Consider the following 15578-nt stretch of genomic DNA (forward strand, 5'->3'; position numbering starts at 1 on the left):
GTATCATGAAAAAACGGAGTCGTCTGGTGATTGTTCTGCTGGTGATCTTGATGTGTGGATTTTTCCTATATCCTACACTCAAGTGGTACGGCGGGGTACCTCAGAGCACCAAAGAATTGGCAACAGGCTCGAACGTGCAGATCAAGGAATATTCACGCGGACAAGCTTCGCGGGACCTTCGTGCATTAAAGGAATTGGTGGCGAAGGATTCCCTTACCATCCTTCCGGACGAGTATGGATATCTTAAGGAACAGGCCAAGGCCAACTACAAGGCCATGAAGAAACCTGTTCCCAAGACATGGACAGTGGCAGCCCTTTTCGGAGGATTCTACAATGAACAGGATCTGTTTGATTCCTGCGAGCAGTATTATCGCACCGAGTTGCTTGGCCTCAAAGCCTTGAGTGCCAAGGCTTTGCAGCTTGGTCTTGACCTTCGAGGCGGCATGAGCATCCTGCTTGAAGCCGATGTGAAGGCCTTTGAGGCGAAGAAAGGTTCTTCTGCCACCGCTGCGCAAGTTACCGCAGCAGTCAAGCAGGATATCGAGATCCTTGAAAAGCGCATCGACCAGTTTGGTGTCAGTGAGCCAGTCATCAGACTGCAGGGTACAGACCAGATTCTCATTGAAGTTCCCGGAGCCGCCGATCCTGAGAGGGTAAATTCCTTCCTCAGAGGCAAGGGGTCCTTGGAGTTCAAGATGGTCGATACCGCTTTGACGACACAACTTGATGCATACTACAAGGCCAATCCTTCTGAGGTATATACCGACAGTGGAGCCTTGAAGCAACCTGATTTCCTCCCTGCTGGCAAGCTTGCAGCGGGCTACTATGTAAGTGACAGCTATGGCATCGACGAACTCGATCGCTTTGTGGTCATCGAAGAGGAAGTAGGTCTTGACGGAAGCCATCTGGAAAGTGCAACCACCAGTACCGACGGCATCACCGGCAGGCCTGTGGTCAACTTCCAGCTTGATAGCGTTGGCGGCGATGTGTTCTATAAGCTTACCTCCACCCACGTCAACGAGACCCTTGCAGTTGTCATGGACGGAAAGGTCAAGGCCATGGCCACCATCACCCAGGGGATCCGCAACTCCGTACAGATCTCAGGCTTCAACGCAGCAGAGGCCAATGACTTGGCAATTGTCCTGCGCACTGCAGCCCTTCCGATCGAGCTGACTGTTTCCAGCCAGCAGGCAGTTGGAGCCACCCTTGGTGAAGATGCTGTTGCAGCAGGTCTGAAGGCTATTGCCCTAGGGCTGCTGTTGGTAGTGTTGCTCATGTTTGGCTATTACCATGTCAGTGGTCTGGTTGCCAATCTGGCCTTGCTCTTCAACGTGGTCATCATGCTCTCTGTTCTCTCTGCCTTCAACTTTACCTTGACCCTTACCAGTGTGGCAGGCCTTATCCTGACCCTAGGTATGGCCGTAGATACCAACGTCATCATCTTTGAGCGTATCAAGGAAGAGCGTAGGTTGGGCAAGAGCGATATTGCTTCTGTCAGGGCCGGTTTTGACAAGGCTTTCTGGACGGTCATGGATGCGAACATCACGACCATCATTGCAGCCTTGGTACTGTCCCAGCTTGGTAGCAGTTCGGTCAAAGGATTCGCAAACACCTTGGCAATTGGTATCGTAAGCTCGGTATTTACCGCCCTGTTTGTGTCTCACTTGATTTTTGATGCAGCTGTTACCGACCGTGAAGGCAAAAAGTTGCACATCAGCTGGAGGAAAAACTAAATGGTAAAGAAAGATATTCCTGTCACCAAATTCCGTTGGTATTCTTGGATTCTGGCGATAGTCCTCCTGCTTGTTGGAGGTATCTCGCTTGTGGTAAATGGTGGCTTCAACCTCGGGGTTGACTTTGAGAGCGGCTTGAGCCAGCGCATCCAGGTAGCTCCTGCCGGCCTGTCGGTCAGCTACTCTGGTTCAGAAGATGCCACCCTCTCCATCACCGGATCCTCCCTCTCCCTGGAGATGCGTGGTTCTGAAGGGGTTGCTGTGACACTCTTCAAGTCAGCATCATATCCTACCGCCTCTGACCTTGCTGCTGCCTTGAATGCAGTTGACAAGATCACGGCAACGGCCATTGACGGCTCCTTGCTGACAGCAAACCTGCTCTCGGGGTATGGCTTTCCTGCCACGCTTTCCCAAGAGCCGACCAAGCTGAACTTCAAGGCTACCGGGGCCGTGTCCATCGAAGAGATCCGATCAGCTTTGAATGATTTGGGTAACGTGAAGGTCCAGACCATTGGCGCTTCCGATTCCCAGACCTTCCAGGTCCGTTTGGGCATCAAGGACAATGACACCCAATCCTCCATGGAAGAGGCTGTCAGGGGAGCTCTTGATTCCTATTTCGGAAAGGGTAGCGTTGTTGTCCTTTCCAGCGATTACATCGGTGCAAAGTTCAGTGCGAACCTGCTTTCCAGCTCCATCCTTGCCATCATCGTCGCAATGGCCTTGATCCTGGTATATGTCTGGTTCCGGTTCAAGTTTGCCTACGCAGTATCCTCTTTGATCGCATTGTTGCATGACGTGTTGATGTTGCTCGGAGTCATCGCCCTCTTTAGGTTCGAATTCTCCAGCACCACGATTGCAGCCTTGTTGACCATCATTGGATATTCGCTGAACAATACCATTGTAATTTTTGACCGTGTCCGTGAAAATGTCAGCCTGAACAAGAGTGCTTCACTCGCAGCCCAGATTGACAAGAGTGTTACCCAGTCGATGTCCCGTACCATAATGAGTGCGGTAACAACGCTGGTTGCAATTCTTCCGTTGGCAATCTTTGCCAGTGGTGACATTAGGATGTTTGCCATTAACATGGGTTTTGGAATCCTCTTCGGTACCTACTCCTCCAACTTGCTCGCACCAACGATGCTCTATTGGATCAGCAAGGCACAGAAAAAGGCAAATGTTGTTCAGAAGGTCGTTACGGCAGAGTAACTTGCATCTTTGTTGCGAATACGCCGCCGTGGGGTTTCCTTGCGGTGGCGTCTTTCGTTTAGGGGGATTGTGTTGGAAATTCTACTTTCGGATACCATGGGCTATTGTGGAGGTGTCTCACGTGCCATCTCCATGGTGGACCTTGCCATACAGGATGCACACGAGAAGGGCGTGCCTGTCTACTCGCTTGGAAAGGTCATCCATAACAAGCAGGTCTGTCTGGCTTTTGAGCAGCAGGGTCTGGTGACGATATCCTCTCCCTTGGGGCATGAGCCAGGGCTGGTCGTGCTTCGGGCACATGGGGTACCTGATGCCTTGCGGAGGCAGTTCTCCGAAGCTGGCTTTACCCTTATTGATGCGACCTGCCCAGTAGTGTCGCGCAACCTTAGGCTCATAGCGGCCAACCAAGGTAGTGCCACCATCGTCATAGTGGGCCATGAGAACCATCCTGAGACTCTGGCCATGTTGGGGGTGGAAGGTGACTGTACCGGGTGTGAGGCTGTGGTAATAAGCCACCCAGAGGATATCGCCAAGCTGGAAAAGGGAAAGGCGTATGCCGTCTTTATCCAGACAACCTTCGACCGAATCCTCTGGCAGGAGATCCGTTCCAAGCTGTTGGAGGAGATTGAGCAAGGCTATGATATTCGGTTCTGCAATGAGGTCTGCCCAAGTTCCGTCAGCCGGCGGGATGCAGCTCTCCGCCTGGCACACAGGTGTGATGCAATCCTGGTGATCGGGGGCAAGGAGAGTGCCAATACAAAGGCCCTCTACTCCCTGGTTGTCCAGCAGGGGAAGCCGGCATGGCATATTGAGAGTGCGGAGGAAATTCTCCCTGAGATGAGAGGCTATGGTATACTTGGCGTAACTGCCGGGGCCTCGACTCCTCCTGCAACCATCGAAGAAGTACTAGAGATACTTAAGGAGGTATGATCATGGATGACATACATCGCGGAATACCCATTCCTACAATAAAACGGCTTCCTTCCTATTTGCGGCTGTTGAAGCAGTACCGTGAAGAGGGCCAGGAGATGGTCTCTGCAACAGCCTTGGCTGAAGAGCTCGGGTTGAAACCCATACAGGTCAGAAAGGATATCTCCTGCACCGGGATCGAAGGGAAACCCAAGGTGGGGTTCGTGATCCATCGGCTCATCGATGCCATCATCCATACCCTGGGATGGGACAATGCCACCGATGCCATCCTGATCGGGGCAGGCCACCTGGGTTCGGCCCTTGCCCGCTATGAGGGCTTTGATACCTATGGGCTGAAGATTGTGGCGGCCTTTGATATAGATGAGGTGAAGTGGGGGGCAAAGCTGGGCGAGGTCCCTGTCTACTCCATTTCCGACATCAAGGAGTACCTCAACGCCAACCATGTGAATATCGGCGTGCTTGCCGTACCCGCCAACCATGCCCAGGAGGTAGCGGAACTCCTGGTGGACTGCGGAATCCTGGCGATCTGGAATTTTGCACCGAAGGACCTGAAGCTTCCCGAACGGGTCGTTGTCCAACGTACCGACCTGGCTACGAGCTTTGCTGTCCTTTCCGCAAAGGTTAAGCGAAAGATTGCCGATGAGGATCTTGCCAGTGAGGTAGATGACTGGTAGATAATGCCAAGAAAATCTTTGAAACTTCATCAGAACCCTTTTTAATATCTCATAAGGAATATTAAAAAGGGTTTGTTGTCTATTATAGATAATATAAATACCATTTTTGGTAGGTTAAAATCCAAATTTCAAGATTTTGTTGACTCTTGTTGGACAAATGGATACCATAGCGGCAGAACGTGAATGCAATGGGGACCAACATGGAAAAAATAACCGTCGAATTGTGTATGGGCAGTTCTTGTTTCGCCAGGGGAAATGCGCAGACTCTGGCAACACTTGAACGGTATATTGCCGACAAGCACCTTGAAGAGAGGGTCGACCTGATCGGGCACCTCTGTCTTGGGGCCTGTTCGAAAGGCCCGAACATCAAGATCGGTGAAATAACCCACAGTGGGGTCTCATCCGATTGTGTGATCGACCTGCTCGAGGCTGCCTTGCACAGCGAGTCGGTCCAAGATAGGAATGGGCGATGATATACCCAATCTATACTGAGCTTACCGAGTGTAGGGATTGCTACAAGTGCGTCCGTTCCTGTCCGGTAAAGGCCATTCAGGTCCATGAGGGATCGGCTGTGGTGGTCAAGGACCGTTGTATCTACTGCGGCAACTGTGTCGATACCTGTCCCTCCCATGCCAAGAAGATCCGGAACGATTTGGCCCGGGTCAAGCAATTCCTCAAGAGTGAGCGCAAGGTCTTTTGCTCGCTTGCACCTTCGGTGGCTGCAGAATTTCCCAACAGGGTCGATGCCCTGGTCGTTGCCCTCAAGCGCCTGGGTTTCTTTGCCACCAGCGAGACAGCCATCGGTGCCGCCCTGGTCAATGCCAGCATCGAGCAGTATGCCTCCGAGCATGACGGCAGGTGTGACTGGATATCGACCGCTTGCCCTACCGTGGTACAGATAGTAAAGAAATATTACCCCTCCCTGGTTCCTTCGCTGAGTAAGGTCCCCTCTCCCTTGCAGTGTCATAGCGCCTATTTGCGCAAGCTGTATGGCCAGGATATCGGCATTGTCTTCATCGGCCCTTGCATTGCCAAGAAGATCGAGGCCGACGAAACCCCGGGTTACCCCGATTTCGCCCTTACCTTTGGGGAGCTTCGCTCCTGGCTTGAGGAGGAGCAGATCGACCTTGATGCCATCACGGGCCAGCTGGAAGCTGCAGAGGAGAGTGTCCCTCCCTTCCTTCCATGTGCTGCAGGCAAGTCCACCCTCTACCCTGTAGAAGGGGGCATGATAGCATCGATGCATTGGGGCAGCGACCCCTTCCAGACCCATGCGGTAGCCATCAGCGGTTCTGACCAGGTGGTAAGCACCCTCAAGGGTATGGTCCAGGACAATCAGAATAGAGACTTTCTGGAGCTACTGTTCTGCGAGGGTGGGTGCATCAATGGCCCGGGGAGTGAGACAGGTCGGTCCTCTGCCTCCAAGAAAGGTCTTGCCTCGCGGTATACCCGTTCAAGGATCACCACTCAGCAAGAGACCTTTTCGGGCGATCCGCAGTTTGTCTCCTCGCTGTTGGCCTCGGGCTATTCACTGGTCGAGAAACCTGCCTTGGCCCGGGAGGCGGAGCCTTCCACCCTCTTTGGGAAGTACCACAGCGACGAGGAGATTGAACAGGCCCTTCACCTCTTGGGCAAGGCCGACAAGCAGGAGGAGCTCAACTGCGGGGGTTGTGGCTACAACAGCTGCAGGGAGATGGCCATCGCCTATCTCGATGGCATGGCCGAGCCTGAGATGTGTGTCACCAAGATGAGAAAGGAGGCGCAGGGCAAGATGGACGTGCTGCTACGCACCATTCCCATCGGGGTTGTCATCGTCGACGACGCCCTGAAGATTGTCGACTGCAACAATGGCTTTTTGCGCCTCTTCTCTGAGGTGGATTTCCCTCTGGACGGGGATATGCTCAACATGGTTGCAGGCCTCCCGTTGGAACGGTTCGTTCCCTTCCATGAGAAGTTCCGCGAGCAGTTCACCTATGCCAAGGCCGAACAGTATCGCCTCCACTACCAGGACAAGTTTTTGCGGGTGACCTTCTTCTCCGTAGAGAAACAGCGTCTGGTGGGGGCTCTCTTTGAAGACATCACCACCCCTACGGTGCGTAGGGAGACGGTCATCAAGAAGGCTGAGGATGTCATACAGAAGAGCCTGGAGACCGTACAGCAGATCGCTTCCCTGTTGGGGGAGAATGCCGCCGATACCGAGATCATGCTCAACAGCCTCATCGATGCATTCAAGGTGCCCGGTAACGGGGAAGTCAACGGATTTACCAAAGATGAGCAGCAGGACCTAACATGAACGACGTATTCATCGATGTCGACTATGCACAGATCTACAAGACCGGCCAGAAGATTGGGGGGGATGTCTTTTTGCTCTCCCGCAATCCCGACCGCAACCAGATCGTGTGCACGCTCAGCGATGGCTTGGGCAGCGGGGTCAAGGCCAATGTCCTTGCCAGCCTCACCGCCCATATGGCGCACAAGCTGAGTTTCAGTGAGATGGACCTCACCCATTCGGCCAAGATCATCATGAATACCCTGCCGGTGTGCAAGGAGCGGAAGATCAGCTACGCGACCTTCTCCATCGTCGATATCCGCCACCCTTCGCTGGATGACATCCAGGTGAACCTGGTGGAGTACGACAATCCACCGGCCTTGCTCTTTCGGGATAGCACCCCCCTGCCTTGGGATCGGGAGATGATAGACCTGCAACGGGATGGGGCCTTCAAGAAGGAAGTGCTCTCACGCTCGGTCTTCAAGATGTCCGTCGGGGATCGCCTGATCGTCTTCAGTGACGGGGTTACCCAGGCGGGGATGGGCAAGGGCCTTCCCCTGGGTTGGCGTCTGGATGGGGTAAGGCAGTTTGCCCAACAGCAGATTGAGGCCAATCCGAGCATCTCCTCCCACGACCTGTCCCGCGCCATCGTACGCAAGGCCAATGGGTTGGATAGGCTCTCTTCCAAGGACGACATCACCTGCATGGTGGTCTATGCACGCAAGCCTCGCCGAACCCTGGTGGTCACAGGCCCTCCCTTCACCAAGGAGAAGGACGAACTGCTGGGGGAGAAGCTTCGGGCCTTCGAAGGCAGGAAGATCCTCAGCGGAGGTACCACCGCCCTGATAGTTTCCCGCCTGTTTGGCAAGAAACTGAAGGTGGACCTCTCCTGCTGGTCACCGGATGTCCCTCCCTGTTCGACCATGGAAGGTGTCGACCTGGTCACTGAGGGTATGCTAACCCTGAGCAAGGTGGCGACCGTCCTGGAAGAGAAGAGGTCTGTGCGCAGCCTTCCCAACGATGCGGTACGTAAGTTTGTCGAGGTGATGCAGGACAGCGACCAGGTGCACTTCATCGTGGGGACGAAGATCAATGATGCGCACCAGGACCCCAGCATCCCGGTGGAGATAGGGATTCGCAGAACGATAATCGGGAGACTGAGAAAAGCTCTCGAGGACAATTACCTAAAAGAGACCTCACAGGAGTACTTGTAGAGGCAGAGGAGTTTTTCATGGGCAAGAAAGAGAGAGTGACCGTTAGGATCTGTGTAGGAACCGCCTGCTTTGTGCAAGGTGGGGCTGACCTGTTGCTCTATCATGAGTTTCTGGACCCTGTGGTCCTTGCCAATTGCGAGATCGAAGGGGTCTCCTGCCTCGGCAAATGCAAGCAATCCGATGCAAACGCCCGGGCTCCATTTGTGCAGATAGGCTCTGTCATCTATGGTGACATGACCCAGGAGCGGTTCTGCACCCTGCTCGCGGAGGCTGTAAATGCTTGAGATGAACAACCAGTACACCCTGATCAAACGCAGGGTGCAGACCGAGGTTCTCAAGCATTTCTTTGACGATACCCTGGTCGAGAGTGCCGACAAGATTCCTTTCCAGATCATCCCCAAGGAGCGGGTTCCCAACAGATGCTGCATCTACAAGGAGCGTGCCATGATCCGCTACAGGATCATGGCGATGCTTGGCATCGACATTGAACGCTATGACGATGAGATGAAGAGCCTCAGCGAATATGTGAAGGAGGTCCTGGAAAAGGATACCCCACCGGTTCCGATCCTCACCACCATCTCTACAGCCTGTTCGTCATGCCCTCCAGACCGCTACCTGATAAGTGACGCCTGCCGTGGTTGCTTTGCCCGGCCCTGTCTAGCCAACTGTCCGAAGGATTGCATCACCTTCATCAATGGACAGGCACGCATCGATGAGGCAAGGTGCATCCGTTGCGGCAAATGCAAGGATGTCTGCCCATTCCATGCGGTGGTGCACATCCCCGTTCCCTGCGAAGAGGCCTGCCCGGTGAATGCTGTGGAAAAGAACAAGGATGGGTATGTCGAGATCGACTACAAGAAGTGCATAAGCTGTGGCCGATGTGCCATGAGCTGTCCCTTCGGGGCGATCGTGGAGCGCTCGGGTCTGATCCCGGTGGTGAAGATGCTCAAGGCCAAGGAACATGTGACGGCCATGATAGCTCCTGCCATCGAGGGCCAGTTTCCTGGGACGTTGGCCCAGATCAAGGGGGCCTTGCTTGCATCCGGCTTCTCTTCTGTGGTCGAGGTATCCCAAGGGGCTGAGACAACCAGCGTACATGAGGCCGAGGAGTTGACCAGTCGCAAGGAGAGCAAGGCTGGCTACATGACCACCAGCTGCTGCCCTGCCTATATGGAAATAGTGGACAAGCACCTTCCGTTCCTGGATGGTCGCCGTTCTGTAGCCCTTTCGCCGATGGGGTATACCGCCCGGTGGAGCAAGGCCCAGCATGCAGGGACAAAGACTGTCTTCATCGGGCCCTGTCTTGCCAAGAAGGTCGAGGCCGCCAAGACAGCTGATGTCGATGGGGTCATCACCTTCAGCGAGCTTGCCTCACTGTTCATGGCAAAAGGGATAGATGTCCGTGAGATGGAAGGCGCCGACCTCGGTGATACTGCCCTGTTTGAGGATTGCCGGGAGTTTGCCCTTTCCAGTGGGGTAGCTGCCAGTGTGCTCAGGAGGCTTGACAACCCCCAGGATGTGGATGTGCTCTCCATCGATGGCATTGACAAGAAGATGTTCCGTACGATGAAGGTGTGGGAGAAGCGTCCGCCAGAGGCAGACCTTGTGGAGGTGATGTGCTGTGAGGGTGGCTGCATCAACGGCCCCGGTACGGTAGTCAAGCCTTCGGTTGCAATCCGTCTTCGCGGAGGAAACAAGGCATCGACCCCTGTCAAGGCGATGCGCGATCCCATACCCAGGGGGTAGGTGATGAGTGAATTCAAGGGTGAGGGGACCCTCCTCGAGCAGATGGAAGCCTTGGTGGGGGATTGGGAAGGCAGTATCGAGCGGAGGTACTGCCATCTTGCCAATGCGGCGGCGCTTCTTTGGCAGCACCTTGAAAGGGTCAACTGGGTTGGCTTCTATGTACGGATTCCGGGAAGGGAACACCTCGTCCTTGGTCCTTTCCAGGGGAAGGTAGCCTGTACCGACATAGCATTCTCCAGAGGGGTGTGTGGCAAAAGCGCAACCACAAAGGAGAGTGTGCTTGTCGATGATGTGCACCAGTTTGCCGGCCATATCGCCTGCGATGGTGCAAGCCTGAGCGAGTTGGTCGTCCCCATATTGGATGGGGAGGGCAACCTTGTTGCCCTGCTTGATATGGACAGCCCATACAGGAAGAGGTTTTCACCTGAGGACCAGAGGATGGGCGAAGCGGTTGCTTCCCTGTTGGGAGCGAGGCTTTGGTCTTGACTAATTTGGCTCTTGTACGCATTCTTATGCCAAGGCATTGAGAAAGACGAGTAGTCGGTAGCGGTGTGACAGAGAGGACTCCCACTTCGGTGGTTGAGAGGAGTCTGGCAGGCGCCCGGTGAAAACCCCTTTTGAGCCGCATACCGAACGTCCTACCAGTAGGCTATGCCGCACACCTGGCGAAACAGGTTGAATGAGCGTCTTCTCCAGCGACTGTAGAGCTGGAAGGGAAGCAAGGTGGAACCGCGGAAACATGAGAGCTTTCATGTCTTCGTCCTTGCCGGATACGGAACATGCCGTAACGGAAAGGTGAAGGCATGAATGCTCTTTTTTTTGTATTGATTCACCGTTTGTGGTGGAAAGGAGATAGGAATGGCTAAAGAGGAAGTGGGAGAGAAACTCTCCAGGATCCGTCACTCAATGTCACACGTTATGGCCGAGGCCGTGTTGGAGATGTTCCCCAGTGCACAGATTGCCATCGGCCCTTCGATTGAGAATGGGTTCTATTATGATTTTGACCTGCCCAGGCAGTTGGTCGCCGATGATTTGGAAGAGATTTCGGAGAGGATGCGCGCCATCATCGCCGAGAACAAGCCCTTTGTCCGTACTGCGGTAAGCCGCGAGGAGGCGAGGAAGGTCTTCGCTTCCCAGACCTACAAGCTCGAGTTGCTCGATGCCATCCCTGAGGACGAGGAGGTCTCCCTCTACAGTGTCGGTGGCTTTACCGATCTCTGCCGTGGCCCGCACGTCGAATCCTCCAAGGAGCTCAAGGGTGATGCCTTCAAGCTCATGAGCATCGCCGGTGCCTATTGGAGAGGGAAAGAGACCAACCCGATGCTTACCCGCATCTATGGGACCGCCTGGGCAAACGCCAAGGATTTGCGCCTCTATCTGCAGCATCTTGAGGATGTGGAGAAAAGGGACCACCGCAAGATCGGCAAGGACCTCGACCTTTTCAGCTTGCATGAAGAAGCAGGCCCCGGCTTGGTGTACTGGCACCCGATGGGGGCCAGGATTCGTCAGGCGATCGAGAATTTCTGGAGGGAAGAGCACTACGCAAACGGCTACGAGATGGTCTATACCCCCCATATTGGTAAGTCATGGCTCTGGGAGACCAGCGGCCACCTCGGCTTCTATAAGGAAGGCATGTATCCTCCGATGGAGATGGACAAGAGCGACTACTATGTCAAGCCGATGAACTGTCCCTTCCATATCATGATCTACAACAACAGCAAGCACTCCTACCGTGACCTCCCGTTCCGTTGGGCAGAGCTCGGCACTGTATATCGATACGAGAAGGCCGGTGCGATGCATGGCCTGATGCGAGTCCGAGGCTTTACCCAGGACGATGCCCACCTGTTCGTCACCCCTGACCAGATGCAGGACGAGATCCTGGAAGTGCTCAGGTTCTCCTTGCACATGTTGCACTCCTTCGGGTTCAAGGATATCAACGCATATCTTTCCACCATGCCGGAGAAGGCTGTGGGGGATCCTCTGCGTTGGGCAGATGCAACCGAGGCCTTGAGAAAGGCCATCGTTGCAGAAGGCCTCAGCTATGAGATCGATGAAGGTGGTGGGGCGTTCTATGGCCCGAAGATCGACCTGAAGGTCAAGGATGCCATCGGTCGTGAATGGCAGCTGTCCACCGTCCAGTTCGACTTCAACGAGCCGGAACGGTTCAACATGACCTTTGTCGACCGCGATGGTGTCGAGAAGCGCCCGTACATGATCCACCGCGCCCTGCTCGGTTCCCTTGAGAGGTTCTTCGGTGTGCTGATCGAGCACTATGCTGGAGCCTTCCCCCCATGGTTGTCCCCTGAGCAGATCAAGGTGATCCCTGTTGGGGAGAACTTCTACGACTATGCAAAAGGGCTTGAGAAGCGTCTCCGCTCCGAAGGGTTCAGGGCCTCAGTCGACCTTGGGGATGACAGGATGAATGCCAAGATCCGCAACGCCCAGCAGCTGAAGATCCCCTATATGGTGATTGTTGGCGAGCGAGAGGCGGAGGGTGACCTGATCTCGGTCCGCTACAGGAACGGCAAGCAGGAAAATGGTTTGGCCTACAGCGATTTCGTCTCCTTGGTCAAGGCAAAGATTGCCAGCAAGGAACAGCTCTAAGATCGATGCACATATGGAAGAAGCCGGGTCAAACCGGCTTCTTCATGTTGGAGGACAGGATGAAACGAGAAGAGGCTTTTGAGAGGCTTGAGGCGATCGACCGCGAGTTGGTTATGCTTGAGCATATGCTCTCCGTCCTCTCCTGGGACCAGGAGATGGGCATTTCCCCGAAGGGTTTTGCAGAGAGGGCCAAACAGATGGGATGGCTCTCTTCCCAGATGCACACCCTTGCCTGCAGCAATGAGATGGGGGACCTGCTCGCCCAACTTGATGCTGGGCAGGCTAGGCCTGAAGGGTCGGGCAGCTCTGCCTTCGAGAAGGCCCTTATCAGGATCAGGTACCGTCACTGGGAGAAGCACAGGAGCCTTCCCTCTTCCCTGGTCAGTGCACTGAGCGAAAAAGGTTCCCTTGCCCATGAGAGCTGGGTTGAGGCAAGAAAGCAGAATGACTGGAACCTGTTCAAGAGGGACCTGGGCGAGATCATCGCCTTGGTGCGTGAGAAGGCCTCCTGCTACAGTCGGGAGGGCTTCAGTGGCTACGATGTGCTGCTGGATGATTTTGAGGTTGGCATGAAAGGCTCTGAGGTCCAGACCCTCTTTTCGGCCATACAACCGGCGTTGGTCTCCCTTGTCGATAGGCTCTCGGACAAGGAGGTCGATGACAGCTTTCTCCGGCTTGACTATCCTGTTGCCAGGCAGGAAGCCTTTTCCCAGATTGTCCTGAAGGATATGGGCTTTGATTTCAGCCGTGGCATGAGAGCTGTCTCTGTCCATCCGTTTACCTCGACGCTGGGAGGCGATGACATTCGCATCACTACCCGGTACACCGATCCCAGTGTGTTGGACTCGTTCAGTTCGACAATCCATGAGGGTGGGCATGCCCTCTATGAGATGGGGATGAATGTAGGCAGGCAGAAGGGGACGAGTGTGGCAAATGCCGCCTCGCTTGGGATGCATGAATCACAGAGCAGGCTGTGGGAGAATATGGTGGCAAAGAGCGAAAGCTTCTGGATCCACTACTATCCGCTGTTCTGCGACTTTTTCCCATCCCAGACCGAGGGTGTCAGCCTCAAGAGGTTCTTGCAGGCTGCAAACAAGGTCGAGCGATCCCTTATCAGGGTGAATGCCGATGAGGTGAGCTATTCGCTGCACATCATGATGCGGTTCGAACTGGAACAGGAGATGCTCTTTGGAAACCTGGGTATGGATGACCTCCCCGAAGCCTGGAATGCAAAGTCCAGGGCCTTGTTGGGGGTTGTTCCCAAGACCTATGCCCAAGGGGTGTTGCAGGATGTCCATTGGAGTAGTGGTGACTTTGGGTACTTTCCTACCTATGCCCTGGGAAACCTCTATGGCTCCCAGATATGGGAGAAGATGCATGAAGAGCTGGAGGTGGAAGCCCTGGTTCGGGAAGGGAACCTCTCGGCCCTCTCTGGCTACCTGAATGAGCGAATCTATGCAAAGGGAAGTCTCTACAGACCTGCTGATCTGCTGAAGCAGGTGACGGCAAAGGCTCTTGACGCGACGCTCTACACCAGTTACCTTGAAGCTAAATTCAGCCGCTTGTTCGGCTAATAGAGGTCGTCTATGAATATTCCGAATAAGCTTACTGTTTCCCGTCTGATTATGGCACCGCTGTTTTTCATCTCCTTCAACCTCCCGCTTTGGGTCGGTCCCGAATTGGGGAAGATCTCATCCATCCTTACCATTGTGTTGCTGGTCTGTACCGAAATGACAGACCTGCTGGATGGCATCATTGCAAGGAAATATAAGCTGGTTACCGATTTGGGCAAGGTGATGGACCCTTTTGCCGACACCTTTTCCCGCCTGACCTACTTTGTATGCCTTACAGGATATGGGCTCATGCCCTCTTGGACCTTCATCATCATCATGTGGCGTGAGTTCTTCATCCTCTTTATCAGGATGCTGATGATGGGGAAAGGAAAGCCTGTTGCCGCAAACATCTGGGGAAAGATGAAGGCTGTGCTCTATGCTGTCAGTGGGGCGGCCGGTGTGCTCTACATTGCCCTCACCCGATGGTTCGTGGATGCCTCCTGGCTCTCCCCGATCGCATCGGTCCTGACTGTGGTGTTTGCCCTGGCAGCCTTTGCCTCGGCTGCGTCCTTGCTCACCTATGTACGGGCCATCATCCGCGATGGTAGCCTCTCCACCCTCTCCCGGTAAGCGGCATGGTGGTGGATGACTGTTCTACAATGCGCCCTTTCTCTCTGCTTTCGAGGCAGGAGGTCGCCCCTATTTCCTATGTACTCACCGATGTTGACGATACGATCACCACAAATGGGAAGTTGCACCCTGAGGGCCTTGATGCGTTGTGGAAACTCCACGACTCGGGTTTCAAGGTCATCTGTGTCACCGGAGGTTCGGCTGGTTGGGGTGACACCTACCTGCGGCAGTGGCCGGTAGAGGCTGTCCTCAGCGAAAGCGGGGCGGTCTGCATGTATAGGGAGCATGGGGTCATCAGGCACTATGTGCATCCTTCCATCCAAAAAGAGGGGTATGGACAAAGGGCCAAGGATCTCATCGACAAGGTTCTCAGCCTTGTTCCTGAGGCAAAGCTCTCCAGCGACCAGTTTGCCCGTATCTATGACATCGCCTTCGACCATGGCAGTGAACCTCCCTACCTTTCCCGCGAAGGGATCGACAGGGTCGTTGCAATCTGTAGGGAGATGGGTGCCGGCACTGCTGTCAGTTCCATCCATGTGAATGCCTGGTTTGGGCAGTTCGACAAGAGACGGGGCACAGAAGCCTTCTTCAGGGATGTGCTCTCCCTCGATAGCGAGACGATGCAAAGGGTCAGTTGCTATTGTGGGGATGCTCCCAATGACCAGGTGATGTTTTCCTGTTTTCCCTTGAGCTTTGGGGTGGGAAACATCAGAAGGCATAGTTCCCAGATGCATGATCTTCCACGCTATGTCGCACAAAATGAGGGCGGGGCGGGGTTTTGTGAGATTGCTGGGGCACTGCTTGCGAACAAGATGCATTAATTCTCCATTTCTTTGAAAAGAACGCTTGACACTAAAGAGTCAATTTTGTTATGTTGTCTGAGCACGCTGAGCAACAGAAAAGTTCAGTAGCAGATTTTTGACAGATATATGAGAGAAGAGAAGAGAAGATATACGCGAAGTGATTGCCGGTAACGGCCGTTGATGGAGCGTGGAAGCGAAAGCTTCCGGGAAGCATTA

Annotated in this window: 15 protein-coding genes; 14 read left to right on the top strand and 1 reads right to left on the bottom strand. The window is 54.3% G+C overall.

What is annotated here, in order from left to right; translation table 11 throughout:
- Positions 1 to 5 precede the first annotated feature (5 nt).
- The 10 genes from secD (at position 6) to ROJ03_RS09090 (ending at position 10258) form a co-directional block, all read left to right on the top strand.
- The gene (gene secD / locus ROJ03_RS09045; protein ID WP_313726709.1) at positions 6 to 1733 is read left to right on the top strand and encodes a protein translocase subunit SecD; all 1728 of its coding nucleotides are present in this window, start codon (positions 6 to 8) and stop codon (positions 1731 to 1733) included.
- Positions 1734 to 2939, top strand: a complete 1206-nt coding sequence (gene secF / locus ROJ03_RS09050) for a protein translocase subunit SecF (RefSeq protein WP_313726710.1) — start codon at positions 1734 to 1736, stop codon at positions 2937 to 2939. It begins immediately after the preceding gene.
- A gap of 72 nt (positions 2940 to 3011) precedes the next feature.
- Complete coding sequence (gene ispH, locus ROJ03_RS09055) at positions 3012 to 3869, top strand: 4-hydroxy-3-methylbut-2-enyl diphosphate reductase (protein WP_313726711.1); 858 nt, start codon at positions 3012 to 3014, stop codon at positions 3867 to 3869.
- Between the two features lie 2 nt (positions 3870 to 3871).
- Positions 3872 to 4543 carry a redox-sensing transcriptional repressor Rex gene (locus ROJ03_RS09060; RefSeq protein WP_313726712.1) on the top strand — a complete coding sequence of 224 codons (672 nt, stop codon included), beginning with the start codon at positions 3872 to 3874 and terminating at the stop codon, positions 4541 to 4543.
- A gap of 200 nt (positions 4544 to 4743) precedes the next feature.
- Positions 4744 to 5016, top strand: a complete 273-nt coding sequence (locus ROJ03_RS09065; RefSeq protein ID WP_313726713.1) for a (2Fe-2S) ferredoxin domain-containing protein — start codon at positions 4744 to 4746, stop codon at positions 5014 to 5016.
- On the top strand, positions 5013 to 6836 hold the full coding sequence (locus ROJ03_RS09070) for a [Fe-Fe] hydrogenase large subunit C-terminal domain-containing protein (RefSeq protein ID WP_313726714.1): 1824 nt from the start codon (positions 5013 to 5015) through the stop codon (positions 6834 to 6836). The genes ROJ03_RS09065 and ROJ03_RS09070 overlap by 4 nt, the downstream gene beginning before the upstream one ends.
- Positions 6833 to 8026: a SpoIIE family protein phosphatase gene (locus ROJ03_RS09075; protein WP_313726715.1), complete on the top strand. Its 1194-nt coding sequence runs from the start codon at positions 6833 to 6835 to the stop codon at positions 8024 to 8026. The genes ROJ03_RS09070 and ROJ03_RS09075 overlap by 4 nt, the downstream gene beginning before the upstream one ends.
- Positions 8027 to 8043: 17 nt before the next feature.
- Positions 8044 to 8310 (top strand): NAD(P)H-dependent oxidoreductase subunit E, encoded by a 267-nt coding sequence (locus ROJ03_RS09080; RefSeq protein WP_313726716.1) that lies wholly within the window; start codon positions 8044 to 8046, stop codon positions 8308 to 8310.
- Positions 8303 to 9772 carry a monomeric [FeFe] hydrogenase gene (locus tag ROJ03_RS09085; protein WP_313726717.1) on the top strand — a complete coding sequence of 490 codons (1470 nt, stop codon included), beginning with the start codon at positions 8303 to 8305 and terminating at the stop codon, positions 9770 to 9772. Before ROJ03_RS09080 ends, ROJ03_RS09085 begins: the two co-directional genes overlap by 8 nt.
- 3 nt (positions 9773 to 9775) lie before the next feature.
- Entirely contained in the window at positions 9776 to 10258 is a 483-nt protein-coding gene (locus ROJ03_RS09090; protein ID WP_313726718.1) for a GAF domain-containing protein, read from the top strand.
- Positions 10259 to 10282: 24 nt separating this feature from the next.
- Here the strand turns inward: ROJ03_RS09090 and ROJ03_RS09095 are convergent, their stop codons facing one another.
- Complete coding sequence (locus ROJ03_RS09095) at positions 10283 to 10525, bottom strand: hypothetical protein (RefSeq protein WP_313726719.1); 243 nt, start codon at positions 10523 to 10525, stop codon at positions 10283 to 10285.
- 105 nt (positions 10526 to 10630) lie between these two features.
- On the opposite strand from ROJ03_RS09095, the gene thrS reads away from it, so the two are divergent.
- From thrS to ROJ03_RS09115, 4 genes are read left to right on the top strand one after another with little or no spacing between them, the layout of a single operon-like run.
- Positions 10631 to 12376, top strand: a complete 1746-nt coding sequence (thrS, locus tag ROJ03_RS09100; RefSeq protein WP_313726720.1) for a threonine--tRNA ligase — start codon at positions 10631 to 10633, stop codon at positions 12374 to 12376.
- 59 nt (positions 12377 to 12435) lie between these two features.
- The gene (locus tag ROJ03_RS09105) at positions 12436 to 13950 is read left to right on the top strand and encodes a carboxypeptidase M32 (protein WP_313726721.1); all 1515 of its coding nucleotides are present in this window, start codon (positions 12436 to 12438) and stop codon (positions 13948 to 13950) included.
- A gap of 12 nt (positions 13951 to 13962) precedes the next feature.
- Complete coding sequence (gene pgsA, locus ROJ03_RS09110; protein ID WP_313726722.1) at positions 13963 to 14559, top strand: CDP-diacylglycerol--glycerol-3-phosphate 3-phosphatidyltransferase; 597 nt, start codon at positions 13963 to 13965, stop codon at positions 14557 to 14559.
- Between the two features lie 29 nt (positions 14560 to 14588).
- On the top strand, positions 14589 to 15380 hold the full coding sequence (locus tag ROJ03_RS09115) for an HAD-IIB family hydrolase (RefSeq protein ID WP_313726724.1): 792 nt from the start codon (positions 14589 to 14591) through the stop codon (positions 15378 to 15380).
- The last annotated feature ends 198 nt before the right edge of the window (positions 15381 to 15578 follow it).

This window comes from Sphaerochaeta sp. PS (genome assembly GCF_032144095.1).
In the GTDB taxonomy this organism is placed as follows: domain Bacteria; phylum Spirochaetota; class Spirochaetia; order Sphaerochaetales; family Sphaerochaetaceae; genus Sphaerochaeta.

Coding starts and splice junctions, on each gene's coding strand:
- ROJ03_RS09075 (WP_313726715.1), top strand. CDS start 6,833: ATGAACGACGTATTCATCGATGTCGACTATGCACAGATCTACAAGACC.
- ROJ03_RS09095 (WP_313726719.1), bottom strand. CDS start 10,525: ATGAAAGCTCTCATGTTTCCGCGGTTCCACCTTGCTTCCCTTCCAGCT.
- pgsA (WP_313726722.1), top strand. CDS start 13,963: ATGAATATTCCGAATAAGCTTACTGTTTCCCGTCTGATTATGGCACCG.
- ROJ03_RS09085 (WP_313726717.1), top strand. CDS start 8,303: ATGCTTGAGATGAACAACCAGTACACCCTGATCAAACGCAGGGTGCAG.
- ROJ03_RS09060 (WP_313726712.1), top strand. CDS start 3,872: ATGGATGACATACATCGCGGAATACCCATTCCTACAATAAAACGGCTT.
- ROJ03_RS09080 (WP_313726716.1), top strand. CDS start 8,044: ATGGGCAAGAAAGAGAGAGTGACCGTTAGGATCTGTGTAGGAACCGCC.
- ROJ03_RS09065 (WP_313726713.1), top strand. CDS start 4,744: ATGGAAAAAATAACCGTCGAATTGTGTATGGGCAGTTCTTGTTTCGCC.
- ROJ03_RS09070 (WP_313726714.1), top strand. CDS start 5,013: ATGATATACCCAATCTATACTGAGCTTACCGAGTGTAGGGATTGCTAC.
- ROJ03_RS09090 (WP_313726718.1), top strand. CDS start 9,776: ATGAGTGAATTCAAGGGTGAGGGGACCCTCCTCGAGCAGATGGAAGCC.
- thrS (WP_313726720.1), top strand. CDS start 10,631: ATGGCTAAAGAGGAAGTGGGAGAGAAACTCTCCAGGATCCGTCACTCA.
- secF (WP_313726710.1), top strand. CDS start 1,734: ATGGTAAAGAAAGATATTCCTGTCACCAAATTCCGTTGGTATTCTTGG.
- ROJ03_RS09105 (WP_313726721.1), top strand. CDS start 12,436: ATGAAACGAGAAGAGGCTTTTGAGAGGCTTGAGGCGATCGACCGCGAG.
- ROJ03_RS09115 (WP_313726724.1), top strand. CDS start 14,589: ATGCGCCCTTTCTCTCTGCTTTCGAGGCAGGAGGTCGCCCCTATTTCC.
- secD (WP_313726709.1), top strand. CDS start 6: ATGAAAAAACGGAGTCGTCTGGTGATTGTTCTGCTGGTGATCTTGATG.